Annotated in this window: 26 protein-coding genes; 20 read left to right on the top strand and 6 right to left on the bottom strand. The window is 52.2% G+C overall.

Annotated elements, in window-relative coordinates; all coding sequences use genetic code 11:
- Positions 1-19: 19 nt before the first annotated feature.
- The 3 genes from ACT3R4_RS12515 to ACT3R4_RS12505 all read right to left on the bottom strand — a co-directional run bounded on the left by ACT3R4_RS12515 (position 20) and on the right by ACT3R4_RS12505 (position 1,892).
- A complete protein-coding gene (locus tag ACT3R4_RS12515; RefSeq protein ID WP_087111605.1) occupies positions 20-853 on the bottom strand; it encodes an AraC family transcriptional regulator in 834 nt (277 codons plus the stop codon).
- A 31-nt stretch (positions 854-884) separates the two neighbouring features.
- On the bottom strand, positions 885-1,244 hold the full coding sequence (locus ACT3R4_RS12510; RefSeq protein WP_192527717.1) for a hypothetical protein: 360 nt from the start codon (positions 1,242-1,244) through the stop codon (positions 885-887).
- Positions 1,245-1,484: 240 nt separating this feature from the next.
- Entirely contained in the window at positions 1,485-1,892 is a 408-nt protein-coding gene (locus ACT3R4_RS12505) for a CBS domain-containing protein (RefSeq protein WP_441679222.1), read from the bottom strand.
- A gap of 218 nt (positions 1,893-2,110) precedes the next feature.
- Between ACT3R4_RS12505 and ACT3R4_RS12500 the strand changes: the two genes are divergently transcribed.
- The 8 genes from ACT3R4_RS12500 (at position 2,111) to ACT3R4_RS12465 (ending at position 8,379) form a co-directional block, all read left to right on the top strand.
- Positions 2,111-2,695, top strand: a complete 585-nt coding sequence (locus tag ACT3R4_RS12500) for a YqaE/Pmp3 family membrane protein (protein ID WP_441679223.1) — start codon at positions 2,111-2,113, stop codon at positions 2,693-2,695.
- An 89-nt stretch (positions 2,696-2,784) separates the two neighbouring features.
- Entirely contained in the window at positions 2,785-3,654 is an 870-nt protein-coding gene (locus ACT3R4_RS12495; protein ID WP_441679224.1) for a carboxylate/amino acid/amine transporter, read from the top strand.
- A gap of 85 nt (positions 3,655-3,739) precedes the next feature.
- On the top strand, positions 3,740-4,672 hold the full coding sequence (locus ACT3R4_RS12490) for an NAD(+) kinase (RefSeq protein WP_441679225.1): 933 nt from the start codon (positions 3,740-3,742) through the stop codon (positions 4,670-4,672).
- A 2-nt stretch (positions 4,673-4,674) separates the two neighbouring features.
- On the top strand, positions 4,675-5,661 hold the full coding sequence (locus ACT3R4_RS12485; protein WP_441679226.1) for a metallophosphoesterase: 987 nt from the start codon (positions 4,675-4,677) through the stop codon (positions 5,659-5,661).
- A gap of 233 nt (positions 5,662-5,894) precedes the next feature.
- Positions 5,895-6,746: a rhomboid family intramembrane serine protease gene (locus ACT3R4_RS12480; protein WP_172118307.1), complete on the top strand. Its 852-nt coding sequence runs from the start codon at positions 5,895-5,897 to the stop codon at positions 6,744-6,746.
- Between the two features lie 10 nt (positions 6,747-6,756).
- Positions 6,757-7,041 carry a YeaC family protein gene (locus ACT3R4_RS12475; protein WP_087111591.1) on the top strand — a complete coding sequence of 95 codons (285 nt, stop codon included), beginning with the start codon at positions 6,757-6,759 and terminating at the stop codon, positions 7,039-7,041.
- Entirely contained in the window at positions 7,025-7,870 is an 846-nt protein-coding gene (locus ACT3R4_RS12470) for a DUF2797 domain-containing protein (protein ID WP_253927050.1), read from the top strand. The genes ACT3R4_RS12475 and ACT3R4_RS12470 overlap by 17 nt, the downstream gene beginning before the upstream one ends.
- Positions 7,871-7,953: 83 nt before the next feature.
- Positions 7,954-8,379, top strand: coding sequence for a CopD family protein (locus ACT3R4_RS12465; RefSeq protein WP_441679227.1), 426 nt, complete (start codon positions 7,954-7,956; stop codon positions 8,377-8,379).
- A gap of 21 nt (positions 8,380-8,400) precedes the next feature.
- Here ACT3R4_RS12465 and ACT3R4_RS12460 read toward each other — a convergent pair whose 3' ends face one another.
- The gene (locus tag ACT3R4_RS12460; protein WP_087111585.1) at positions 8,401-8,862 is read right to left on the bottom strand and encodes a DUF2231 domain-containing protein; all 462 of its coding nucleotides are present in this window, start codon (positions 8,860-8,862) and stop codon (positions 8,401-8,403) included.
- Between the two features lie 35 nt (positions 8,863-8,897).
- Here ACT3R4_RS12460 and coxB point away from each other — a divergent pair, with 35 nt between their 5' ends.
- From coxB to ACT3R4_RS12440, 4 genes are read left to right on the top strand one after another with little or no spacing between them, the layout of a single operon-like run.
- Entirely contained in the window at positions 8,898-9,968 is a 1,071-nt protein-coding gene (coxB, locus tag ACT3R4_RS12455; RefSeq protein WP_441679228.1) for a cytochrome c oxidase subunit II, read from the top strand.
- Positions 9,965-12,493: a cytochrome c oxidase subunit I gene (gene ctaD / locus ACT3R4_RS12450; RefSeq protein WP_441679229.1), complete on the top strand. Its 2,529-nt coding sequence runs from the start codon at positions 9,965-9,967 to the stop codon at positions 12,491-12,493. The genes coxB and ctaD overlap by 4 nt, the downstream gene beginning before the upstream one ends.
- Before the next feature lie 3 nt (positions 12,494-12,496).
- Complete coding sequence (locus ACT3R4_RS12445) at positions 12,497-12,853, top strand: hypothetical protein (RefSeq protein WP_087111579.1); 357 nt, start codon at positions 12,497-12,499, stop codon at positions 12,851-12,853.
- Positions 12,854-12,870: 17 nt separating this feature from the next.
- Positions 12,871-15,042: a heavy metal translocating P-type ATPase gene (locus ACT3R4_RS12440; RefSeq protein WP_441679230.1), complete on the top strand. Its 2,172-nt coding sequence runs from the start codon at positions 12,871-12,873 to the stop codon at positions 15,040-15,042.
- Positions 15,043-15,062: 20 nt separating this feature from the next.
- Here ACT3R4_RS12440 and ACT3R4_RS12435 read toward each other — a convergent pair whose 3' ends face one another.
- The gene (locus ACT3R4_RS12435; protein ID WP_441679231.1) at positions 15,063-15,374 is read right to left on the bottom strand and encodes a winged helix-turn-helix domain-containing protein; all 312 of its coding nucleotides are present in this window, start codon (positions 15,372-15,374) and stop codon (positions 15,063-15,065) included.
- A gap of 84 nt (positions 15,375-15,458) precedes the next feature.
- On the opposite strand from ACT3R4_RS12435, the gene ACT3R4_RS12430 reads away from it, so the two are divergent.
- From ACT3R4_RS12430 to gadC, 6 genes are all read left to right on the top strand, one after another.
- Positions 15,459-16,271: a helix-turn-helix domain-containing protein gene (locus tag ACT3R4_RS12430; protein ID WP_441679232.1), complete on the top strand. Its 813-nt coding sequence runs from the start codon at positions 15,459-15,461 to the stop codon at positions 16,269-16,271.
- A gap of 86 nt (positions 16,272-16,357) precedes the next feature.
- Positions 16,358-17,620 carry a tyrosine--tRNA ligase gene (tyrS, locus tag ACT3R4_RS12425; RefSeq protein WP_441679233.1) on the top strand — a complete coding sequence of 421 codons (1,263 nt, stop codon included), beginning with the start codon at positions 16,358-16,360 and terminating at the stop codon, positions 17,618-17,620.
- A 199-nt stretch (positions 17,621-17,819) separates the two neighbouring features.
- A complete protein-coding gene (locus ACT3R4_RS12420; protein WP_226912137.1) occupies positions 17,820-19,004 on the top strand; it encodes a Na/Pi symporter in 1,185 nt (394 codons plus the stop codon).
- A 10-nt stretch (positions 19,005-19,014) separates the two neighbouring features.
- Positions 19,015-19,245: a hypothetical protein gene (locus ACT3R4_RS12415; RefSeq protein WP_193055111.1), complete on the top strand. Its 231-nt coding sequence runs from the start codon at positions 19,015-19,017 to the stop codon at positions 19,243-19,245.
- 714 nt (positions 19,246-19,959) lie between these two features.
- Positions 19,960-21,357 (top strand): glutamate decarboxylase, encoded by a 1,398-nt coding sequence (locus ACT3R4_RS12410; protein WP_441679234.1) that lies wholly within the window; start codon positions 19,960-19,962, stop codon positions 21,355-21,357.
- A 98-nt stretch (positions 21,358-21,455) separates the two neighbouring features.
- Positions 21,456-22,994: a glutamate/gamma-aminobutyrate antiporter gene (gene gadC, locus ACT3R4_RS12405; RefSeq protein WP_441679235.1), complete on the top strand. Its 1,539-nt coding sequence runs from the start codon at positions 21,456-21,458 to the stop codon at positions 22,992-22,994.
- Positions 22,995-23,146: 152 nt separating this feature from the next.
- Here the strand turns inward: gadC and ACT3R4_RS12400 are convergent, their stop codons facing one another.
- Positions 23,147-24,232 (bottom strand): PA0069 family radical SAM protein, encoded by a 1,086-nt coding sequence (locus ACT3R4_RS12400; RefSeq protein ID WP_441679236.1) that lies wholly within the window; start codon positions 24,230-24,232, stop codon positions 23,147-23,149.
- 235 nt (positions 24,233-24,467) lie between these two features.
- Between ACT3R4_RS12400 and ACT3R4_RS12395 the strand changes: the two genes are divergently transcribed.
- Both ACT3R4_RS12395 and ACT3R4_RS12390 read left to right on the top strand, forming a co-directional pair.
- On the top strand, positions 24,468-25,907 hold the full coding sequence (locus tag ACT3R4_RS12395; RefSeq protein ID WP_193055108.1) for an alkaline phosphatase: 1,440 nt from the start codon (positions 24,468-24,470) through the stop codon (positions 25,905-25,907).
- Positions 25,908-26,026: 119 nt separating this feature from the next.
- Positions 26,027-26,243, top strand: a 217-nt coding sequence (locus tag ACT3R4_RS12390; RefSeq protein WP_496201866.1) for a hypothetical protein, incomplete at its 3' end; no start/stop codon positions are given.

Genomic DNA, 26,243 nt, shown 5'->3' with positions numbered 1-26,243 from the left:
GCAAGGCTGCTTTGAGACCTTAGTAGTATGTGCTTGATGCTGCTAGTGGTTTTTTGAGCATAGTGGAGGATGCTGTCGCTAGCGAAACTGGCGCCTCTTGGCGTAGAGCACGGGGCGATATGCCGTAGCTGCGCCGAAACGCATGAGAGAGTGCGCTTTGGTTGGCAAATCCTGTTTGAATGGCAATGTCGGTTAACGGCAACCGACTTTGCAAAATCAGCTGACGAGCCGCGTGAAGTCGTCGGCGCTTAACGTATTGCCAAGGCGAAAGTCCTGTCTGATTACGGAAGCACTCTGAAAAGTGGGCTTCACTTAGGCAGGCAAGCCTGGCCAAGTCAGCAACCCGCAGCTCATCGGCCAAGTGGCGGTTAATAAAGCGGTCGATAAGTGAGACATCAATTCTGCGCAGAGAAGCCGATGGGGTGTGCCCAAGGCGCGCTTTGAGCGAGCCCAGTAGTGTGGCGGCCAAGCGGTCTTGCTGAAACGAGACGGGAGAGGTATCAAACCCTTGGGCAAGCTCGCTTTCCATAAACGCCAGGTAGTGGCGTAAAGGGTTATCTAACGCAAAAAAGCGCGGCACATCAAACAGTGCGACCAACTCGCGGTGTTCACCTGTCAGGGCGGGCGCATTTTCTGGCAGATCAATAATCAACTGCCGGTTATGCCCATGGCCTGAGTAGTAGTGCTCGTGATTGGCAGGCACGATACAGCCTGAGAACGCATTTACACGCCCGCCGAGCCCCTCGATTTCAAACTCCGAGGAGCCACACAACGTAATCACAATTTGGTGAAAGTCATGTGCGTGATGATGGGTTGCGCTCGCCAGCGGTATTTTGCGAATAGTACTGGGCATCAGGTTGTCTCCTCGGCGCTTTCAACCGCATCTACGTTTGACGCAAGGCGGTATGGGCCGCCAGATGATCTCGTAATACTTGTAGCTCCGCTTGCCCTTCCTGATTTAGTAGCGGTTTGCCTTGGGCGATTTGCCAGCGTCGCCCATGCAACTCCATTAAGCGCGACGCTCTGCGTCGAATGCCGTCCAGATAGTCATTATGGCGTATTGGATAGCCGATAATCGTATCCCACTCGGCTTCGCTCACTTGGCTATTCAGGGCCTTGTCAAACAGCGCCAGCAAATCCTTTGGTTCGGTACGGTAGCGCGGCGTACCTACCGTCATCAGGGCTAATAAAACAGCACCTATCACCAGCAGGCAGACGCCGAGTACCAGTAGGTACAGTGCCATGCATCCACTCCTGTGCTCTTTCATGAATTGAATGCTTAAGTATACGCGCGACCTCATAAAGACAAAAATTTTAAACGATGGCGAACTTTTCCGGCGCAAGGTGTCTGAAGTAGTACGACAACGTAGCGATAGCAGTCGCTAATAGTGTTGTCCTAGCTATTGTTTCTCGATCCCTTGCTTCCGCTGCCTTTTTGGGCAGCGGTTTTTTTATGCGTCATGGTTTTCATACGTACATCGCTATCAATGGCGGCGAATGGTTAGCAAGGCCATAAGAATATCGCGCCGGGTCACGATGCCGACGAGTCGCTGTTGTTCAACCACCGGGTAAACCTTGGGTTTGTCTCCGAGCATTTCCTGGGCAAGGTCTGTGATGCTTTTGTTAGGTGTGGTGGTAAGCACCTCTTCGCGCATTAGCTCACCCACCAGTGGCGACTCATGGTCATGGTATAAGCAGTCAAGCACACGGCCTAGTACATCTTTCTCAGAAATATAGCCGATTAATCGATCTGCCATATCGACTACCGGCACACCAGGCAGGCGATGAAGTGCCAGCCCCTGTGACAGCGTGGTAATTGAGGTAGATGGCGTGACGCGGTAACAATCCTTGGACATGATATCGCGGACAATATGCGGGCTTGGATGTTTCATCTTGGCACTCCTTACGCACACTTTCATTTACCTTACTTGTGTGTGCAGCATTTGGCGAAGGCATCGTGGCTAAGTGCAACGTTTATGATGTTATTCGATAATAGGGTGAGTAACGTCTTAAACGTATTTACTCACTGTAGATGATTTAGGCGTAGTTGAAGTAGGTGGACGCCACGCCTATTCAACGCTTTGCTGAACGTGACTCAAAGGAGCTTTACATGGATGCACGCGAATACCTGAACCGCAAAGGCGTCGGTGTCGAGCGGGAATCTGACCGCCCCAATACCCTTGAGGAAAAATCCTGGGAGCGAGCCCGCGGGGCAGGGGAGCAACGGCCCAAGTCGGGTACCCCTCATGATTGGGAGGATTGGGAGCGCTATCACGACGAGCTAGCGAAAGATGCCAGCGAACTAGAGCAAAAAATTGATAAGCAGGCACATCGAAAAGAGACACTTGAGGCAACGCCTGCCGAGCAGGCGCACGTGGCGGTAGAGCACTTTACGCCTCCTAAACCATCGTCAGCGCCCCATCCGCATGTCGCCAACCCCGATGCGCAAGTTGTAAGGCCTGACATCACGCTTGACGAGCCTCACTCAAGTGCTGATCAGCCTTCGGCCAGGCGTGCGGATAGCGAGCCAGGCGCACTCAAGGCAGCCTATCTCGCCTTGGCTGTTTTGCTCCCTCCGCTAGCGCTGGGGCTCACCGGCGCGGGAGGCACGCGCCTGCTTATTGGCATTGTGTTAACGCTGCTGGGTTGGCTGCCTGGGGTTATCTATACACTTGTGTGGCTCCAGCGTCGTTAACTTATTGCTTGGTTGTTGGTTTACCTGTTGGCAGGCCCTAAGAAATCCGTATAATTTGCGTAAACTCTTTCTAAGAAACGAGGTTTACGGTGGGCTATCTAATTAGCGTGACAGCGCTTTGGGCGTTTTCCTTTTCTTTAATCGGGGTTTATCTAGCGGGGCAGGTCGATAGTTATTTCGCGGTGCTTGTGCGGGTAACCCTGGCGATGCTGGTTTTTTTACCCTTTTTGCGCCCCAGCCTGCTACGCGGCAAACAGCGTATTACGCTGATGGCGCTTGGCGCCATTCAACTTGGGGTGATGTACACCTTTCTTTATCAGTCGTTTTTGCTGCTTTCAGTGCCAGAAGTGCTGCTCTTCACCATCTTTACGCCGGTGTATATCGCTTTACTGGATGACCTGTTGTTTGGCCGTTTCACGCCTATCTACTTACTTACCGCGCTATTGGCCGTTGTGGGGGCTGCTGTCATTCGCTATGACGGGATCGACAGCGGCTTCTGGCTCGGTTTTTTTGTGGTCCAGGGGGCCAATCTCTGCTTTGCGCTAGGCCAAGTCGGGTATCGCCGCTTGGCCGCAGACTTGCCGGCTGACCTTGCGTGGCATAACGTTTTTGGATGGTTTTTCATTGGCGCCATGGTCGTTGCACTACCGGCTTATTTATTGCTCGGCGATAGTGCGGCGTTACCCAGCACACCGCTGCAGTGGGGAGTGCTTGCCTGGCTTGGTCTGGCCGCCTCTGGTGTGGGGTACTTTGCCTGGAACCAAGGCGCTACCCGCGTCGATGCCGGTACTTTGGCGATCATGAATAATGCACTCATCCCGGCCGGGTTATTGGTTAATCTTGTCATCTGGAGCCGTGAGGCCGATATCGTTCGACTACTGCTGGGCGCACTGATCATGGCGGCCTCGCTCTGGTTGAATCACTGGTTACTCCAGCGACGTAAGGTAGCGGCAGCCTAAGAGTTTCTCTTGATTTGGTTAGGCGTATTTGCCCGATACTCCCGGTATCCCCATAATGTCAGGCTGATGCTAGCGAGAGCCGCCCATGCCTAACACGTCACCACCCACTTCAGCGCCGCTAACCGGCCAAGGAAACTCACGGCCCTTTAAAACGATTGGCTTAATTGGGCGCTTGGGCAGCGAGAAAGTCATCGACTCGTTGCAGCGGCTCATTAGCTATCTGGTCGAGCATGATTACAGCGTTTTGATTGAAGACCGTACGGCAACGGCGCTTCCCCAACACGGGCAGCCGGAAGCCAGTCGCCGGATGCTGGGCGAGCTTTGCGACCTTGTTATTGTGATCGGCGGGGACGGTAGCCTGTTAGGCGCCGCCCGCACATTGTGCCGCAGCGGGACACTGATGTTAGGCGTTAACCGTGGCCGCTTAGGATTTCTTACCGATATCTCGCCTGACGAGCTGGAAAGCCGAGTGGGCGAAGTATTGGCGGGCGAATTTGAAATTGAGCAGCGTTTTTTGCTGGAAGCGGTGCTTTATCGTAATGGCGTTGCGGTCGGCAATGGTGGTGCATTAAATGAGGTCGTCGTGCATCCGGGTAAAGCCGTCCGCATGATTGAATTTGAACTGTTTATTGATGGTCAGTTTGTTTACAGCCAGCGCAGCGATGGCTTGATTATCGCAACGCCTACCGGCTCTACCGCGTATGCACTTTCCGGCGGAGGCCCCATCATGCATCCCAAGCTTGATGTCGTGACGCTGGTGCCGATGTTCCCGCATACGCTTTCCAGCCGACCGATTGTGATTGATGCCGCCAGTGAGATTCGAATTCATATTGGTGAAACCAACCAGACCTACCCGCACATTAGCTGCGATGGGCAAACCCGGGCGGTTGCTAAGCCGGATGATGTACTGGTGATAAAGCGCAAAGCCGAACGTGTGCAGCTTGTGCACCCTATCGGACATAACTTCTATGATGTGCTGCGCAGTAAATTGGGTTGGAGCCACCGGTTAGGGGATTAAGCATGACAGGCTACGACCTGATTGGTGATGTTCACGGCTGCGGTGCCACGCTAGTCACCTTGTTAGAAATGCTGGGTTACCGCGAACAGCGTGGCGTTTATCGCCATCCGCAGCGTAAAGTTATCTTTTTGGGTGACCTGATTGACCGTGGCCCACGTATTCGCCTCGCCGTCACCGTTGCGCGCCGCATGGTCGAGGAGGGCGAAGCCTATATTGTGATGGGCAATCACGAGCATAATGCACTCGCCTATATGCACCCGGCGCCACCCGGTAGCCATAAGCGTTGGCTGCGTGAGCATACGCCGCGCCATAATCGCATCATGGAAGATACGTTGGCGCAGTATCAGGACTACACCAATGAGTGGGATGACACGCTCGCCTGGTTTAAAACGCTGCCGCTTTTTTTAGAAATCGACGGTATTCGCGTGGTACATGCCTGTTGGGACGATAGGTTGATCGAGCAGTTAAAACAGCGCCTGTCTGATGGCCGTATGGATACGCGATTTTTGATCGAATCTACTGATCCTGGCACGCAAGCCTATCGCATCATTGACCGATTAACCCGTGGGGCCAACATTCCCTTGCCTGGCGGTATCGCGATTCATTCAGGCGATGGCTATACACGGCAAAGCTTTCGGGCGCATTTTTGGGCCGCTAATCCAACCCGTTGGGGTGATGTGGTTTTTCAACCCGATCACTTGCCTGGCGACCTGGAAACACGTCTATTAACCGAAAACGAGCGCCAGCGTTTGAGTTACTATGGGCCGGAGCAGCCGCCCCTGTTTATCGGCCATTACTGGTGTGAAGGTATTCCTGCGTTACCTGCTCCCAATATTGCGTGTTTGGATTATAGTGCTGTCAAGTATGGCCGTTTGGTCGCCTATCGATGGGACGGCGAAACACCGCTGAATGCAGATAATTTCGTTTGGGTAGAAGTGATTAAAGAAGAACGTTCCCATGCCAATTTATATGGAAACGATTTTTATTAACCTATATTGTCTTAATATACAAGGCTTTACATTTTTTTTATAAAACTGCTGAACTAACTGTGCGGTCGGCCATCAGAGTAGGTGTTCCCTTGAATGATCCCTTGCTTTATCCGGCGGCCCCCTCCGCCGGTTTTTTTTGGCCATGATTTTTTTCTCATGGTATTTGTCTTCATGCAGCAATAGTCGATGAAGGGGTTGGTTTTCAAAGGCGAGGGCCTCAATAGGGAGAGTTTATGCACCCCGTAATGCACTTACCAAGTGATGCTGATACGCAGGAACTGCGTAAAGCACTTTGGCACTATCGAATTGGGCATCGCATTACAGAAGAAGCCGAGGGCCCTCTGCTTTGGATAGCCGACCCACGTCAGCACGCAGAGCTTAAAAGCCTGGTAGCGCGCTGGGAGCGTGGCGAAGCACTTATTGTTGATCAGCCCGCCAATCGCCGCTACGCATCCGGCAATATACTAACCACCTTGCGCCATGTTCCTGTTACCGCTATCGCGATGGCTATTAGTCTTGTGATATTTGCGTTAACGGGGGTGTTGGGTGATAGCGTCGTGATGGCGTTAACCATCGTACCGATAGAAATTTCGGGCAATCAGTTTGTATATCGCAGCTTAACCGATGGGCTAATAAACGGGCAGGTATGGCGGCTGCTTTCACCGGCATTCCTGCACTTTGGCTGGATGCACTTGATCTTCAACCTTATGTGGTTATGGTACTTTGGGCGCCAAGTGGAGGTGCTACAAGGCAGCCGTACCATGCTGCTTCTGCTTTTAGTTGCGGGTATCGGCGCTAATCTTGCGCAATATTTTACCGGAACCGTGCTGTTTGGCGGTATGTCGGGCGTGGTTTATGCCCTGCTAGGGCATGTTTGGGTGATGTCGCGACGTGCGCCACAACGTGGTTTTTTCGTTCCTCAAATGCTGGTTGTGTTTATGTTGGGGTGGATGGTGTTCACCATGACCGATATGGCCAGTTGGGTAGGTTTTGGCAATGTCGCTAACGAAGCACATTTAGGTGGGCTCCTCGTCGGGCTTATTACTGGCGTGTATTATTCGTCTCGCCGTTTGAAAACAGATTAAGAGATCCGTAATGAGCGATATGACGTTCGATAAAATGATCAACCAAATGACACCTGCGATTTATGAAAGCCTTAAGCAAGCGGTGTCGCTGCGTAAGTGGCCCGACGGTCGCTTTCTTACCGCTGAGCAAACAGAGCTGTGTCTGGAAGCGGTGATGCGCTTTGAGGCTGAAAATAACGTGCCTGAAGAGAAACGCGTGGGTTATCTGGAGCAGCGTACGTGTGGAGCGGCGTCTTCTGGCGCAGGTGTTACGCCAGAAATGGCAGGTTTGGGACGGGATGCAACGCGTGGTTGAACAGGCAGTGCAAGGGTGTTTACGCAAGATGTCGGTCGTATTGCCTGACCGGCCGGGCGACCAGGTGAGTTACCATTTGCGTGCTGGGGATCAGCACATCCCCCTCAATTCGCGCGTAGGCAAGCCGATATCGCTTCATTGGAGCGGCGCTATTGCTTGCACTCACTGCGGTCGAGCGACTAAAAAAAGCTTTGCTCAAGGGCATTGTTATCCGTGCTTCAAGCGCTTGGCGCAGTGTGATACCTGCATCATGAAGCCTGAGACGTGCCATTTTTTTCAAGGCACATGCCGCGAGCCTGAGTGGGGCGAAACGCATTGTTTCCAACCGCATATCGTGTATTTGGCGAACTCATCGGGCTTAAAAGTTGGCATCACCCGTAAAACACAGATGCCGACTCGTTGGATGGACCAGGGCGCTATCCAGGCGCTTCCCATACTTGAGGTCGACACGCGTCAGCAGTCAGGTTTCGTCGAGATGCTTTTCAAAGAGCAGGTAAGCGACCGAACCAATTGGCGGGCTATGCTGAAAGGGGAGGTGGAGACGCTTGATTTAATTGCCGAACGTGATCGCCTGTTGGAAACGCTTGATGGCGGTTTGAATCAGCTGCGCGACCAGCATGGCAATGACGCAATTCGTGAGCTGGATGAAACGCCCTACACGTTTGATTACCCGGTGGAGACGTTTCCACGCAAAGTGACTTCCCATAATTTTGACAAACAACCCTTGGTCGAAGGCGTGTTACAAGGCATTAAAGGACAGTATCTCATCCTTGATAGTGGAGTGATTAATCTTCGTAAATTCACGGGTTACGAAATCACCCTAAGGTAAATCGGCTAGCCAGAGTGGCGAGCGTTGACTAAGGTTAGTGGAGTGTTCTTTCACTAAGCCTAACGCAATGCAAGGAAGCCTCAATGCCTTGGCTAAAACTTCTTCATATAGCCTCGCTTGTTGTCTGGTGCGGCTCGCTGCTGTATCTGCCTGCGTTACTCAGCTATACGCTGCAACTCCGTAAAGACGCAGGCTTTGCGCAGGGCTCTCCTCCCATGCCCCGGTTTTTTTATATTTCTGTGGCAACACCGGCAGCGCTAATTGCCATATTTTCCGGCACGCTTCTCTTTATCTTGCATGGTTTGGTGGGCGGCTGGCTGGTGCTCAAGTTGGGTGCTGTTGTTGCCATGGTGGCTGCCCACGGCGCCTATGGTTGGCTAATTTTACGTCTGGAAATGGGGGTTTATAAAGGCGTAAAAACGGCTTTAATACTCGCGTTTTTGGTGGCCCTGGCGGGCATTCTTTGCGTGCTTGGGCTGGTATTAGCCAAGCCGCTGGATTGGAGCTAGCCCGCCATGACTACTATCGCATCACTCTTCAACTTCGACACCGACGGCGTGTTCATACACGAGTTGGCCGCCCAGCCAGCCAGCCAGCGCTACCAGTCCGGCGGTTACCACAGAAACTGCAATGCCCCAGGGCAGCACCAACTCTGGTTCGCTAAACCGGATCAGCCAGTTAAGCGAAGCAAGCGAGAGCATGACAACAGCGACAATAGCGTGGCTCCAGCCGGTAATGAGACGGCGAATTTGGCCTACGCTCACCAGGTCAATGGTGCCTGCGATACTCGCCAGCCAGCCCCCAAGTGCCCCTATACCCGCCAGCCACAAACCTACGCGCAGCCAGAAAGGATCGTCGGTATACCAGTATCCCAAATCGCAGGCTACCAGGGCCATCAGTGCAGCCACGGGAAAGTGAACCATCAGCGGATGCAGCGGGTGGCCAGAAATAGAAGCGCGACTTTTGATATTACGCCTATTGGAGTTTGCCATTATCACTTCCTGTGGGCAGAAAAAAGGAATAAACAATGAGGGAACGCTACTTGTATCACGTCGCCTTGCTGTGTATTCAACGTGCTGTGCCGCAGCGGGTCAACCGGTGCATGCTCACCCTGCTGGGCTCTCTGACGTTAGGTCTTACAGGCTGCGCGGGTGATATGTCTATTCTAGACCCCGCTGGGCAAGCTGCACGCGATGTGGTCCTAATCTGGTGGATAATGCTGACATTTGCCACAGTGGTGCTGATTGGCGTGGTGGCGTTATGGCTTTATACCTTCAAACGTAAATACCAGGAACGTACGCCTCAAGAGGAGCGCAAAATTGCTCGCCGCTGGATTATTGGCGGGGGCATCTTACTGCCTGTTTTGAGCGTTACAGCGTTACTTATTTTTGGGGTGCCGACTGGCAAGCGAATGTTGCCGCTACCGTTGGGCCAGCCCCCTGAAGTGATTGAGGTGATCGGCCATCAATGGTGGTGGGAAGTTCGCTACCCGGGAGCAGAAGGCGGAGAAGTCGTCACCGCGAACCAGCTCATCATGCCTGCGGGGGAACCTGTAGATTTTCACGTTACCTCCGCTGATGTTATTCACTCCTTTTGGGTGCCCAGGCTAGGTGGCAAGATCGATATGTTACCCGGGCGCACCAATGTTGTTCGTCTTGAGGCCGATGCGCCGGGCGTCTTTGGTGGTCAGTGCGCGGAGTTTTGCGGTGCTCAGCATGCGAATATGGAGTTTTACGTTGAAGCCGTAGAACGTGAAGCGTATGACGCGTGGCTCGCTGAACGGCAGGAAGAGCGCTTGGCCGAACTGGCACTTGCAAATGATGACTTTGCCCAAGCGCGGGATGAGTTTGCATCTACCTGTGCCAGCTGCCATAGCGTTGCTGGACTCTCTGCCTCCACTATTGGGCCTGATCTTTCTGATATTGGTGCGCGCTATACCCTGGGCGCGGGCACGCTCCCCATGGAGGAGGGCGCTATTCACTACTGGTTGGAAAATCACCAAACGCTTAAGCCGAGTAACAAAATGCCATCTCATAACTATATGGATACTGCCACCTTGGAGTCCCTGGGTGCTTGGCTGGAGACCTTGACCCCATGACAACGATTGATCGCGACGCAACTGGCCCTGAAGACCTTCAAAAGTTACACAATGACCTTGCAGAGGTATGGGCAAATCCTCCTGGCTTAAAAGCGTTAACCATAGTTAACCACACCACGCTTGGCCTTCGATTTATGGTCACCGGGATGGCCTTCTTTCTGTTTGGCGGCATTTTGGCGATGCTGATTCGCACGCAGATTGCGACACCCGATCAAGGCTTTTTAACGCCCGAAATCTATAGTCAAGTCACCACCATGCACGGCACGGTGATGATGTTTTTGTTCGCCATCCCCATTTTGGAAGGCTTGGCGATCTATATGATCCCCAAGATGATTGGCGCGCGTGACCTCGTGTGCCCGCGGTTAACCGCGCTGGGCTACTGGTGTTATCTGTTTGGCGGCATCATTCTTTCTTTCAGCATGGTGCTGGAAATGGCGCCGGACAGCGGCTGGTTTATGTACACGCCGCTTAGCAGTAGCGAGTATTCGCCAGGCCTCGGCTCCGATTTCTGGCTGTTGGGGATCACCTTCGTTGAGATTTCGGCGCTTTCAGCCGGGGTAGAGTTGGTGGTTTCCATTCTACGAACCCGTACCCAAGGGATGGCGCTGCACAAGATGCCGCTGTTTGCGTGGTACATTTTGGCCATGGCGCTGATGATTGTGGTGGGTTTTCCCCCCCTTATTCTGGGCAGTATCTTATTGGAGCTTGAGCGTGCAGTAGGCATGCCATTTTTCGACATCGCAGGCGGCGGCGACCCGGTACTCTGGCAGCACCTGTTCTGGCTATTTGGCCATCCAGAGGTTTACATCATCTTTCTGCCGGCTGCTGGTATTGTCTCGACGCTGATCCCCGTCTTCGCCGGTCGACCTATCGTAGGCTACGGCTGGGTTGTATTCGCCATTACCGTGATGGGATTTATTAGCTTTGGGCTATGGGTCCACCACATGTTTACGGTGGGGATCCCCCAACTGGCTCAGGCATTTTTCTCAGCTGCCAGTATGCTGGTGGCGATACCTACCGGTATTCAAATCTTTGCCTGGTTGGCCACACTGTGGCTTGGTAAACCCAAAATGAAACTCCCGATGCTATGGATCGTCGGATTTTTGGTCATTTTTGTGTGCGGTGGTTTAACCGGCGTTATGTTGGCGCTAGTGCCCTTTAACTGGCAGGTACATGACACGCACTTTGTCGTGGCGCATATGCACTATGTACTGGTAGGCGGCATGCTTTTCCCGTTAATGGCCGGGCTTTACTACTGGTTGCCGCTCTTTTCAGGGCGGATGCCCTCTGAAACGATTGGCAAATGGGGCTTCTGGCTGGTGTTTATTGGCTTCAATGCCACCTTTTTGATTATGCACTGGACAGGTCTTTTGGGAATGCCCCGGCGGGTTTATACCTATGACACGGGATTGGGCTGGGATATTTTTAACTTGTTGTCTTCCATCGGCGGGTTTGTGATGTCGGCAGGGTTCGCCATGGTGCTGATTGATATCGCGCTGCACTTTCGCTACGGCAAACCCGCCAAAACCAATCCATGGAATGCGGATACACTGGAGTGGGCCAATAAACTGCCACCGACTCCCTATAACTTTGTCAGCTTGCCTCCTGTTGAAACACGCCACCCGCTTTGGGAGCATCCTGAGTTGCCGCAGGAGATGGAAGAAGGCAAACACGGCCTGGCCTCAGCAGACCACGGCCGCCGCGAGATGTGGGGCACCGACCCGCTAACCGGCAAAGTGCGTGAAGTTGTTCATGTGCCCAGTAACTCCTGGTGGCCGCTTTTTGCTGCTATGGCGCTTGCGATAGTGTGTATCAGCCTGTTATTGCGCTGGTACCCGTTGGCCGGTTTGGGGGCAGCGGTGGCGGTCGTTTTCCTGCTGCGCTGGTCGTGGGAGAACGGGGCCCATCCTAAAGCGGCGCCTAACGCTAATGTTACGCCTGGCGACCCACCGCTGCACTCCCGAACCATGGATGGCCCCGGCGTTTGGGCCATGACAACCGCAATGATCGCCAATGGATCTTTTTTCCTATCTTATCTATTTGGCTGGTTCTATCTATGGACGATATCGCCTGAATGGCGGATGCCCGAGACATCGCCGCTTTCCTTAATAGCGCTTGTCATCGCGGGTGGCGCATTACTGGGCGGTGCGGCGTTAATGGAGAAGAGCGTACAGGGACTGCGTAAACAACAAGAGCGTGGCTTGGCGTTTAACTTTTACGGCGCCGCGCTATTGGGCGGTATTCAGTTTGCGCTGATTTTATGGGTAATGGTGCGCGCTAATCTGGCGGTTACTGAAACGTCGCATGATGCAATTCTGATGGTAGGCCTCTACTACGCGCTGTTGCATAGCGCCTTGGGGGCAGTACTTTCTCTGCTCCAGGGCTTACGTGTTGGTTACCGCTATGTGGGATTGCATGCGCCGTTTGAACCGGTAGTCGTCGCTTATTTCTGGCGCTATAACGTGGTGGTGTTCTGGATATTGGTTGTTGCGCTGGCCGTGCTACCGCGCGTGATTGGAGGCTAAGCGATGAAAGCAATCGTGCAGCGATTAAATCTTACTCATCCGGGCCATTTTGTAGGTGGGTTGACGCTTTGGAGCATCTGGTTTGTCGCCATTTACGGCGGGCTATCGGTTGCCTGCGCTGTGGTGCCTCCTGAGCCTGACCAAGGTGCATTTAACCATATCAATATCACTCTGCTGTTGCTGAGCTTGGTAACCGCCGTGCTATTGGCCGGGCTTGCCTGGGGGTGTTTTCAGGAAGCTAAACAGCATAAAGGGCGGCAGCACTTTAATGCCTTTGTGTCCGCATGGCTATACGTGTTTTCTGCCTTGGGCGTGGTGTTTGTCGCCGGGCCGATGGTTGGCTTACCGCCTTGTCTGTAAGCGGTAAAGAGCCACCGATGCAGGCGCAGGGGGAGCCAATCGCCAAAGAAGCGCTGTACACGCTAAACGGCATGTGGTGCACCAGTTGTGCGCTCGCCGTGGAGGGCGTGCTTAGCCACCGAAAGGGGATTGAGAGCATCAGCGTTCACTACCCAACCGCCACGCTATGGGTAAAAGGAGCTGCTGAGGCTATCTCGCTCGACACGTTGGCCCCTGGAGTAAAACGACTGGGCTACCGATTAACCGAGCTGGAAGTTGGTGCGGACGCGCATGCGCGCCTTGAGCAGGAAAGCCGCTATTTGAGTTTACGCCTGCTGGTGGGGTCCGTGTTTGGCATGTGGACCATGCTGGCATCCCTGTTGATTTACGCAGGGGCGTTGCCCAACCCAACGATTGAGTGGGTCGTCGCTTGGGTCTCGGGGGCGTTTTCGATCCCCGTTGTGACCTTTGCCGGGTGGCCGTTTTATCGGGCGGGCCTGCGCACGCTACGTGCCAAACGTCCGGGCATGGACGTACTGGTGACCCTCGGCGTTTGGTCTGCGGTCGTGGTGTCGTTCGGACTTTTGTGGCGCGGCTCTGCCGAGGTGTATTTCGATACAGCCGTCATGCTCATTGTGCTTTTGCTAGGCGGGCGGCTAGTGGAAACGCTGTGCCGTCATCGCGGGTTAAAAGCCCTTGATGTTCTGCCCCAACCAAAGGGTGAGGCGCTGGTGTGGGAGGGCGCCAAGTGGCAGGTAAAACCCTTGGCTGAGGTGCTACCGAGTGCCAGAGTAATGCTCACGCCAGGTGAGCTTATTGCGCTGGACGGCATTTTAGAAGAGGCCGCGTGGGTGGATACCGCATCGCTGACGGGGGAGAGCATGCCTCGCCACTTTCCTAAAGGTGAGCCGGTTTATGCTGGCTGTCGGTTACTAGGCAGCACTAATGTCAGTATGACGGTCACTCATGCCTTGGGCGATCGGCGTCTGGACCGTCTTCGCGACCAAATGCGCCATTACCAGACGCAAAAGGGCGAACTGCAAAAACTCGCCGACCGCTTTGCTGCCTGGTTAAGCCCCGTGGCGTTAATACTGGGAATAGCTACTCTGCCGGTGGGGCTATTGTTGGGGCTTGGCCTTGAAGATGCCGCCGTTCGAGCGCTTTCAGTACTGGTAGTTGCATGTCCCTGTGCCGTAGGTTTGGCCGTGCCATTGGCAAGCCTGGCGGGGAGCGGCCGACTGTTAAACCAGGGGATCGCCTTGCGCGACCCGGCAGCGCTTGAAACGCTGGCGAGAGTAAAAACCATTGCGCTGGATAAAACCGGCACGTTAACGCAGGGCGAGCCGGTGCTAGTAAATTGGGTAGGCCGTGAAGGGGTGACCGAGCCAGCGCTTAAAGCCACGTTGTATCAAGTGGCAGCCAACAGCCAGCATCCCTTGGCCCAAGCGCTCAAGCGTTGGGCGGGTTCTGACCCGACATACGTGTCGCGGCAAGCCCAGGTGATAGAAGAGGTGCCTGGGCAAGGGGTGCACCTTCACTTGCCTGAACATGGCGATATTTGGCTGGGCAGCCAACGTTTTTTAACTCGCCAAGGTATTGAGCTACCAGAAGTAGATACCTTACTTGCCGCCTCTGAAGTGATACTGGCGGATGCTCAAGGCTGGTTAGGGAGTTTCTATCTTGAAGATACGCCGTATGAGGATGCCGCGCCGAGTATTCAATCACTGCAAGCCGATTACTGGGTGGTCATGCTGAGTGGAGATAGGCCTGGCGCCGTTGAGGCGGTGGCTGAGCGCCTTGGGCTGGCGCCGAATGCATGTTTTGCAGAGCGTTCGCCGGAGGCGAAAGCCCGCTTGGTTCAGGGGCTGCCAGGGCCTACGCTGTTTGTGGGCGATGGGGTTAATGACACCTTAAGCCTGGCGGCTGCCGATATTGGGGCAGCCCCTTTCAACGCCAGTGATGCCGCCCGTGAAGGTGCAGCTGCGCATTTACTGAAACCGGGTATTTCTAGCCTGGTTGAGGGGCTTGCCACTGCTCAGGCAACTCGGCGTGTCATGTTGCAGAATTTAACCCTGTCGGCCGTCTATAATTCGCTAGCACTGGGCTTGGTGATCGTGATGGCCATCCCCCCGCTGGTGGCGGTACTGGCCATGGTCGCCAGTTCATTAAGCGTTACGCTGAATGCAGCCCGGCTTGCCTGGCGTGATTGAGCATCTGAACCAGCAGGCAATCAAAACGAGAGCGAGGGATAATCCAGTGCCTCGGCCAGCCGTTTTGCCTGATTTCTGACCCAGGAAGGGTCAATTGGCCCCCAACTGATAATCCGGTATTCACCACTGTTATGGCGCTCGCCTTGGGTTGGTTGAAACTGGCATTCAATGTCCAGTTCGGCAAGTGACGCAATCGTATCCTGAGCCGTACGACGCGGCATGCCACAGGCGCTCACGAGCGCAGGTACGCTAGCGACGCCCTGGTCGATCAGGTAAGCCACGTAAAGACGTCGATAAAAGCTGGATTTTGTCTTGCTGAGAGAGTCGGTCATAAAATCTACTGTGTGAATGTCTTATAAATGAGCGCGGACTAAAGCATACTGAACGTCCTCTGCCACAGCCACCGTTTAATACGTATGCCTACTCTCTTTAAAGACGCCATGTCGCATGCGTTAACGCAGACGATTGATGCGCTGCACACGGTGAGCTTCACCTCACAGCTGACGGCGCTTCTCAAAACCATTATCCACTTTGACTGTGCGGTGATCATTGGGTACCGGCCTGATAAACACCCTATCTACCTGTTCGATTCCATTCCCGAGCGCCGTGAGCTGCTTTTTCAGCGCTACTTGCTACAGGATTACCAGCAGGACCCTTTTCTGGTAGCGCTCGACCAAGCACCACGCCAAGGTGTGCTGCGTATGGCCGCTGTGGTACCGCCTGCCGGGTATAACGAGTATGCCAGCAACTTCTATCAGCGAACCGGCTGGCAGGATGAACTTTGCCTCGCCATTCGTCTGGATGATGCCCGCTGGATAGTTATCTACCTAGGATTGTTGGCGGAGAGTGGCGGGTTTTCTTCCTCCGATGCCCACTACCTTGAGCTGTATATTGAGCTGCTGGCCGCGCTGTGCCGCAAACAGTGGGGCAATAATCCGTTGTATCTTTCTGAGCCTTTGCAGCCCGATCAGCCGATTAGCCAGCACATTCACCAGGCCATTGGCAGCTTTGGGCAGGCGCATTTAACCCACCGTGAACAGCAGGTGGCTGCCTTGATGGTGCAGGGCCTGGATTCCGAAGAGATTGCCGAGCGCCTGCAGATCACCCAAGGTACGGTCAAGAATCACCGCAAACGTATTTACGCCCAGCTGGGTGTGGCGTCGTTAAGCGAGCTCTTTGGCCTGTTTATCAATCATGCCATTACCGCACCGCCCGTCACCCAATCCTGATTTCTATCCCTTTAGGGATATCGCGGATTGCGCCGCCAACTTTTAGCCTATGACCATCTTCTCTAATGGCTAAAAAGGCGAGCATGATGACTGTACAGGCATTGCTTCACGACCTTGAACGGCGTGGTTTGATTGCGCAGACAACTCACCTGGATGAGCTTCAGGCTCTGCTCGAATCACCGCAGACCGTTTACTGCGGTTTTGACCCCACGGCGGGCAGCCTGCATATCGGGCACTTGGTGCCCTTATTGATGCTCAAACGCTTTCAGGATGCCGGCCACCAAGGTGTGGCGTTGGTCGGGGGTGCCACCGGCTTGATTGGTGACCCCAGCTTCAAGGCGGCGGAGCGTTCGCTTAACTCTCCCGAAACGGTTGAGGGCTGGGTTAACGCCTTAAGCGAACAGATTTATTGGTTGATGGCCCCACACCTCGAAGCGCCCCTGAAAACGGTTAATAACGCAGAGTGGATTGGCCAGATTAACGTGATCGACTTCTTTCGCGATGTGGGCAAACACTTCTCGATGAATGCGATGATTAACCGTGAATCCGTTCGTCAGCGTCTTGAGCGGCCTGACCAGGGCATGTCGTTTACTGAATTCAGCTATGCGCTGCTGCAATCCTATGACTTTGCCCACCTCAATAAGACGTTGGGCTGCCGGTTACAAGTGGGTGGCAACGACCAGTGGGGCAATATCGTCAGTGGTATCGACCTAACACGTCGCCTGAACGGCGAGCAGGTGTTCGGTATGACGCTGCCGTTGATCACCAAATCCGACGGTACCAAATTCGGTAAAACGGAAAGCGGCACGGTATGGCTCGACCCGGAACAGACCTCGCCTTACCAGTTTTACCAGTTCTGGTTGAATACGGATGATGCTGACGTTTACCGTTTTTTACGCTATTACACGTTCATGGATTGCGATCACATCGACGCAATCGAAGCAGAAGACAAGCAGGCCGCTGGCAAGCCCCAAGCGCAGCGTGTACTTGCTGAAACCATTACCCGCTTTGTGCATGGCGAGGAGGGGCTGGCTGCTGCTCAGCGTATTTCCCAAGCACTGTTCAGTGGTGAAGTAGCTGCGCTCTCATGTAGTGAGCTACAGCAACTTGAGCTTGATGGGCTACGCTGCCAAGACGTAGCGTTTGGACAGACGCTGGAAGAAGCTATGGTGGCAAGCGAACTCGCCTCATCCAGGCGGCAAGCCCGTGAATTGATTGACCAGAACGCTGTACGTATCAACGGCGAGCGCGCCGAGCAAGGGCAGCTAAGTCAAGCATTCGCGCTTTTTGACCAATACTGGATCGTACAAAAAGGGAAAAAGCACTTTCGATTGTTCAAGCGTGGGTAACTTACATGGGATGCCGCTTCCAGGAAGTAGCAGCATTCGCTGGATGTTGCCCATTGTGAACAACCTCTCTTCGATCCAACACCGTTCGCTCTAACACGATAGTGCCACGCCGTTGTCACGCCTATGTCACTTATAGACGCCACTCTTTGCAGGAGTGGGTGGGTTATACGTGCGTTCTTCCTTCCAAGAGGATGTGGCAATGGCCGAAAATATCAATAGTGCTGTGCAAGAGGTCTTACCAAGCCAGGGTCGCAGAATAAAAGTCCGGCGCAAGGGCACGCTAAGGCAGTGGCTCACGCTTGCATTGCTGGTGTATTTCCTGATCTGTGCCGTATCCATCATAGGTAATGGCTTTAAGATTGCCGCGGGCGGCCATGCCGCTCAGTTGTTTGAATTTGCCACCAACCCCTTTGTTGGTTTGATGATTGGGATTGTCGCGACGGCCCTGATACAGTCATCTTCAACCGTTACTTCCGTTATCGTGGCGTTTGTGGCGGGCGGCCTGCCTGTCGCTATGGCGGTACCCATGATCATGGGGGCCAATATTGGTACTACTGTCACCAATACATTGGTAAGCCTTGGCCACGTACGTGATAAAGCCGAGTTTAGGCGGGCGTTCTCTGCCGCAACGGTGCATGACTTTTTTAACTTGCTGGCCGTGGCGATTTTTCTGCCCATTGAGCTTATTTTTCATCCGCTTGAAAAGCTGTCGAACGCTACGGCGTTTCTGTTTTACGGTGATGCTGACCTTTCCATGGGCAGTATTAATATTGTCGGGATGGCAACAAAGCCGATTACCTCTTCGGTTGAAAGTGTCGCCATGAACCTGCCCACGATTGCCGGTGGCGTTGCCATGATTATTTTTGGTATTGCCGTGATTTTTTTAGCGATTCGTTATATCGGCGCACTGCTGAGAGTATTGATGGTAGGGCAGGCAAAAAACATTATGCATAACGCCATTGGACGTGGCCCCGTCGCCGGTATTGCTTCTGGTGCTGTGGTGACGTTTTTAGTCCAGTCTTCCTCTACCACCACAAGCTTAATGGTGCCGTTAGCTGGGTCAGGCGCATTCTCTTTACGGCAGATTTACCCTTTTACATTGGGCACCAATATTGGCACGACGTTTACCGCGCTACTTGCGGCCACCGCAATCACTGGGGCAACTGCCATACTGGCGCTGGAAATCGCACTGGTTCACCTCTTCTTTAATTTATTTGCCGTCGTGGTGATTTTTGGCCTACCGTTTTTAAGACCACTGCCTGTTAAAGGTGCCGAGTGGCTAGGCCGTGCCGCCTCAGAAAGAAAAGCACTCGCCGCTGCTTGGGTATTAGGCGTATTTATTGCCGTGCCAGCTATCCTGATTGCGCTCACCACGCTGTTTTGAGGAAACACCCATGACCCATCAACACGAGCTAGTGTCAACATCGACCGCTGAACTCAAGGCCATGCTGGATGACTCTTCCGAGCTCATTGAAGAAATAAGAGAAGAAATTGCACAAAGAGAAGCGCAAGAGCGCGAACTAGAACCTTTCGATACGCTGATTAAAGAAGCACGACCCAAAATGAACGAAATTCGTAGTTTCTTTACGTTAGTGCTTAATGAGCTACGCCACCGGCCTAAATAAGCGTTACGAATAGCGAAAGCAACAAGGCTACTCCTTTAGGTATTTGTTTGACACTTTCAGTAAGCTGAGAGTATGTCAGGAAAATGCCTTTTTATGGGACCTGTTAGGTCATGCCATACTGTATGTTCATGTCTTGACTTATTCCATTATAGCACTGTTGTTTATTCGTCAGCACAAATGGTTGCTTGTTGAATATTTATCTTTCTAATTCTTGGTCGAGTTGCCCAGTATTCATTAAATGATGGCTGGATAAAATACCTTTTTCACTCATGATGCCTTATTGTAAAACAGTGGCTTAAGTTGTTTTTATTGAGTGGTCATATCGTGCTATGGCCTTGAAGATAATCCTATACCGTTGTGTAGATTAATATGGGAGCCATTGTTTGGATGTTTGTAGCGTCAAGGTTTTTAATCTATTGATGAGTTGGTATATTTTCTTATACTCGTTATTAAACCACTTTTCTACCCGTTGGGTGCTATGAGAAAGAGATGTCACGCCTTGGTTGGTAATATTTTTAGCATTTTCAGATGGATAGACGTTTGCTGGCGAAATAATTTTTTAAATCATACTTACGATTTTTCATTTTTAAGATTTTGTCATAGACTAAAAGCACCATCTATGTAGGTATAGTAAATGTTGATGGTTTGGTAGGGTGGTTTTAGCTGATCTTTGAGCAGTAAACGTGATCCATATAAAAAACTGGGGGTAGTACGATGGATGTCAAAGGGTTAAATGCACGTAATGATAATGACGATGTATATGCATCAATTGACTTGGCGACATCGTTGCCGAAATCCGGGTTTCCCGATGAGGAACGGAATCCTCACAATGTATTTAGCGCCATTCGTGACGAATTAATGCTTGATGGAAATTCCCGCCAGAACCTGGCAACATTTTGCCAAACGTGGGTTGATGATGAAATTCGTAATTTGATGGATCTTTCAATCGATAAAAACATGATCGATAAAGATGAATATCCACAAACTGCGGAGATCGAAGCACGCTGTGTTAGGATGTTAGCAGATCTCTGGAACTCACCCTCGCCAGAAACAACCATGGGATGCTCGACGATTGGCTCTTCAGAAGCCGCAATGCTTGGCGGGCTAGCGCTTAAGTGGCAATGGCGGAAAAAACGTGCGGCAGAAGGGTTGCCCACTGATAAACCAAATATGATTTGTGGGCCAGTACAAATTTGCTGGCACAAATTTGCCCGTTATTTTGATGTTGAACTGCGTGAAATTCCGCTGGAAGGCGATCGCTTGATTATGAGCCCAGAGGAAGTTATCAAACGCGTTGATGAAAATACGATTGGCGTCATACCAACGCTGGGCGTTACCTTTACTTGCCAATACGAGCCAGTAAAAGCTGTCAGCGAAGCGCTGGATCAATTGCAACAAGAAACCGGCCTGGATATTCCTATGCACGTTGACGGTGCCAGTGGGGGCTTCTTGGCTCCGTTCTGCGCGCCAGATCTAGTGTGGGACTTCCAACTCCCGAGAGTAAAGTCCATTAACACGTCTGGCCACAAATTTGGGCTTGCACCTTTGGGAGCTGGCTGGGTGGTCTGGCGTGAAGCAATAGACTTGCCCGAAGAGCTCATTTTTAACGTTAACTATCTCGGCGGTGATATGCCGACATTCGCGCTCAATTTTTCGCGCCCCGGCGGGCAAATCATTGCGCAGTACTACAACTTCCTGCGACTTGGCCGTGAAGGTTACGCCAAAATCCATAATGCCTGTTACGCTACCGCGCAGCATATTGCAGATGAGATTAGTAAACTAGGCCCCTTCGAAATCCTCTTTGATGGGAACAGCAATGAAGGTATTCCTGCGTTGGCATGGAAGCTGAAAGAGGGAGCAAATATTGGCGGTTATACGCTCTATGACCTGGCCGACAAATTACGCTCGCGCGGCTGGCAAGTCCCTGCTTATTCTATGCCAGCTCACCGTGAAGACTTGGTTATCCAGCGTATCCTTGTTCGTCATGGGGTGAGCTACGATCTAGGCTGCTTGTTAATTGAAGATATGAAGCGAGCACTTCAGCATTTTGAAGATCATCCCGTGGTTAATCCACTATCAGAAGATGAAGCCAGCGGCTTTAATCATTCCTGATTTGAGACTCTTTGGTTGTTAGGGCGGCTAGACATCGCCGCTCTAATTAGCGAATAAAAGAATGACGGATTAATAATTCGTTTCTTCGGGGAATAAATATGGATAATACACAATCGATAGCCGCGCCAAAGCAGCTTTCGTTATTGGGTTTCTTCGCGATAACGGCTTCAATGGTAATGGCGGTATATGAATATCCTACCTTTGCAACATCGGGTTTCTCGTTGGTCTTCTTTCTTATTCTTGGTGGGGTTCTGTGGTTTATTCCGGTAGGGCTTTGCGCGGCAGAAATGGCGACGGTTAAAGGCTGGGAAGAGGGTGGGGTTTTTACATGGGTATCCAAAACGCTAGGTGAACGATGGGGATTTGCGGCAATCTCCTTTGGCTATTTGCAAATTGCTGTCGGCTTTATTCCTATGCTTTACTTCGTGCTAGGCGCACTCTCTTATATTCTTAATTGGCCTGCACTGAATAGCGACCCGATAGTCAAAACGATTGCGGCGTTGATTATATTGTGGGGATTAGCGTTAACTCAGTTTGGCGGTACCAAGAATACGGCGCGGATTGCAAAGCTAGGCTTTTTTGCAGGTATTCTACTGCCCGCTTTTATCTTAATTGGGCTTGCAGTTTTGTATCTTCGCTCAGGTGCGCCGGTCGCTATTGAAATGAGTGCACAGACGTTTTTCCCCACCTTTGGTAGTATGAGTACCTTGGTAGTGTTTGTCGCTTTTATACTGAGTTATATGGGGGTTGAAGCGTCGGCGACTCATGTCAATGAGATGAAAAACCCTGGTCGTGACTATCCTCTCGCCATGTTATTTCTTATGGTTTCTGCCATTCTCTTAAGTTCTCTCGGTGGGTTGACGATTGCATCTGTTATTCCTCACGAGCAAATCAACTTATCTGCGGGCGTGATGCAAACGTTCAGTGTGTTGATTAACCACTTTGGCAGCCATTTTGAATGGGCTATTCGGATTATTGCTGCGCTGCTATTGCTGGGCGTGCTGGCTGAAATAGCCGCATGGATTGTTGGACCATCACGCGGCATGTTGGTAACCGCGCAGCAGGGTATCCTGCCGGCGCGTTTTGCTAAAGTAAACAAGAACGGCGTGCCGGTGGCGTTGGTTATTTCTCAGCTAATCATTACAACGATCGCATTGATTATTCTGACGAATACGGGGGGAGGAAATAATATGTCCTTCCTGATTGCACTAGCGCTAACCGTCGTTATCTATCTGTGCAGCTACTTTATGCTATTCCTGGCTTACATTACCCTTGTTCGAAAACAGCCTGAAAATCAACGTACCTTCAATATCCCTGGCGGTAACAAAATAAAAATTACCGTTGCAGTAGTGGGGTTACTTACTTCTTTAGTTGCTTTTGTCGTCTCCTTCTTCCCTCCCACGGGGTTGCCAGGAAAAGAGTCTAACGAAGTGTATACCGGTTTGCTGATCGGCTGTTTCCTTGTAGTGCTATCGATTCCGTTTATTATTTATGGAGTGCATAATAAAAGCGCTGCGCCAAAAAACCTTAAACTACACCATATCAAGCCCCATACCGCGCCCGAAGGTCACTACTTTATTCATCCCAAAGCCCGCAGTACGCATCACATCACTGTTGATGGAGAAAAGCTGCATTGATGAACCATGGGAGGATGTTTAGAAAGGTCGTCATTAGATTTTAAGCAGAGCTATGACGAATAGCGAAAAACAGTAGTATTAATCACTTAGGCATTTGCTTGGCACTTTCAGTAAGCTGAGAGTATGTCAGGCAAATGCCTTTTTCATGGGCTTTAATAAAAAAGCTCGCCCTGAGCGTTGGGCGGGCGAAAGTCTCGGGTATTCAGCCCTTGCTCGGTACGAGATTGAAAGTTCCACTGGCGGCTGGCGCGATTAAAGCGTTGTGCAATCATATCGGCAAAAATACCTTCGCCGCGAAAGCGCTTACCGAACTGAGCGTCGTAGGCCTTGCCGCCCCGGCATTGGCGAATCAGGCTCATTACCTTGGCCGCACGCTCGGGGTAATGGGCATCCAGCCAGGCTTCAAAAAGAGGAGCGACTTCATGGGGTAAGCGCAGCAGCATCCAGGACGCCGTTCGTGCGCCAGCACGGCTGGCGGCCTCAAGAATCCGCTCTATTTCATGATCCGTTAATCCGGGGATGACCGGAGAAACAAGCGTTCCGACGGGAATGCCAGCAGTATTCAGCTCACGGATAACTTTTAAACGCGCTTGAGGAGAGGCCGCACGAGGTTCCAGCGTGCGTTTCATATTGGCGTCTAGGCTGGTCAGGCTAATAAATACGCGCACCAGGCGGTGTTCGGCCATCTCAGCCAGCAGATCCATATCCCGTAACACTAACGTGCTTTTGGTCACAATAGTGACTGGATGGCGGCAAGCCAATAATAGCTCAAGCAACTGGCGCGTTAAGTGGCGCTTGGCTTCTAGTGGCTGGTAACAATCGGTATTACCAGAGAGATTGATTGGTCGGCAGACGTATCCAGGCTTGCAAAACTCCTCACTTAATTGCTCCACCAGGCCATTTTTGGCAATCAGCCTGGTTTCAAAATCAAGCCCCGGGGACAGATCCCAATAGGCATGAGAAGGGCGGGCATAGCAGTAAACACAGCCATGTTCGCAACCTCGGTAAGGGTTCAATGAGCGATCAAAAGGCAAGTCTGGCGACCGGTTCCAGGAAAGCGCACTCTTACTGGTTTCTTCGCGTACTTCAGTTGCCCGTGTGGGGGAAGTCTCTTCGCGCCACCATCCGTCGTCTTCTGCCACGCTATGGGTTGGGGCAAAGCGGTTGTGCGGGTCATAGGTTGCCCCGCGGCCTTTGTGCACGGGAGGCCGTATTGGTGATTTGCCGAGAGACGCCATACACCTGCCTCTTTCTATATTTGTGTATATATATACAGTATATGCGTTGTGACCAAGCGTGCAAGCGTTACTCAGGAGAAACCCGCAATGAACAGTTTTACGGATCGGCTACTGATTGCGATTCATGTTTATTAGAAATAATTGACTTACCTTCATTAGCAGTCATGAAAATGACATTTTTAGGCGCTACGATTTGTTGGATATCAAATTAGCTAAATTTATTTTAGGGATGAAAATGAAGAACTTTACGCGCAACGCACTCACGTTGGCACTGGCATCGGTCATGGCTACGCCGGTATTAGCGCAGGAAAATACAGCTAAGAACGTTATTTTGATGATCACCGACGGTACCGGTATCGAGACGTTCCGTGCGGCAAGTTACTTCCGTCACGGCGCGCTGGGCCATGAAGTTTATGATGAGTTTGACACACAGCTTTTCATGGCAACGCATCCGTTAAACACCTCTACCACGCCCACCAAGAGTGATGACGGTACGGTTACGTTTGAACCAGCCGAGCTCTGGAACGACGAGGCGGTAGATACCGTTTACGAAGGTAGCCTGGGTAACTACAAGGGCTACTTTGCCGGTTACGACTACGCTCGGGCTGATTACACCGACAGCGCGGCAGCGGCAACGGCGCTGGCTTCAGGCCATAAGTCCTATAACAGCGCCATCAACTGGTCCAACGATGATGAGCCGCTTAAGCATATTGGCGAATACACTGTTGATAGCGGCCGCGCTCTGGGTGTTGTCTCATCGGTGCAGGTCTCCCACGCGACGCCTGCCGGTTTCATGGCCCATAACGTAAGCCGCAACGACTATAGAGCCATTGGCCGCGAAATTGTCGATTCTGGCCTTGCCACTGTCGCCATCGGTACCGGGCACCCCTATTACGATGCAGCCGGCGAGCATGTCGATAACCCCGGTGAGAGCGATTTCCGCTTTATCGGTGGCGAAGAGACCTACCAGCGCTTGGTAGGCGGCGAAACGGATTACGCCTTTATCGAAAGCAAGGACGATTTTGAAGCTCTGGCTGCTGGTGAGTTGGATCTTCCCAAGGACAAAGTACTGGGCCTGGTGCAGAACATTCAGACGCTGCAATACAGCCGCCCCGGCGTAACCGGCGGTAATCTACTGGATACGTCACCAAGCCTTGCCACACTGACGGGCGGCGCTTTGAACGTGCTCAATGCCAGTGAAAACGGCAACGAAAATGGCTTTTTCCTGATGGTTGAGGGTGGCGCTGTGGATTGGGCTGCTCACGCTAACAACCTGCCGCGTATTATCGAAGAGCAAATCGACTTCAACGAAGCTGTGGAAGCGGCCGTTGAGTGGGTAGAAAACAACAGTTCCTGGGACGATACCTTGATCATTGTAACGACTGATCACGGTAACGGTTTGCTTCAAGGTCCTGACTCTGATGTGAATGCCTATAGCCCGATCGTTAATCAGGGTGCTGGCGCGCTACCCTTGGTACGTTGGCATTCCGATACCCACACGCGTGAGCTGGTACCGTTGTATGCCCACGGCGCGGGCGCTGAGTTCTTCTTTGACATTGCTCAGGCAGAAGACGGTCTTTCCCGCTATGAAGTAGACGAAGACAGCCACTACTGGATCGACAACACCGACGTATTCCGCGCGGGCCTAAACGCTTTCGGTATCGAAGCTGAATAAATAGGCAAGTATAGCAAGTACAACAGAGCCGCCTTCGGGTGGCTCTGTTCCGTTGGTAACCACTGACTGATATCACTTCGCCAACGACCATCCACTCACTACCCCGAAAAGAGTCAGATATGAAGCTTCATAACACGCTTTCACTGCTGTTAATGACAACACTAGCCAGCACGTCAGCATTTGCACTTAATGCTGAGCGCGCGCCCACCGCCAGTGGTCACGCCTATGCTGAGCCTTATAAAGCCGTTCGCAAAGAGGGCGTTTTACATATTGAAGTACGTTTCGTGACGGACTACCCAGGTTACTCTGGTGAGATCATTTATGACGATATCCCGC

It is taken from the genome of Halomonas sp. AOP7-E1-9, assembly GCF_052376035.1.
GTDB lineage: Bacteria > Pseudomonadota > Gammaproteobacteria > Pseudomonadales > Halomonadaceae > Vreelandella > Vreelandella citrativorans.
This window is presented reverse-complemented; position numbering and strand designations above follow the sequence as displayed.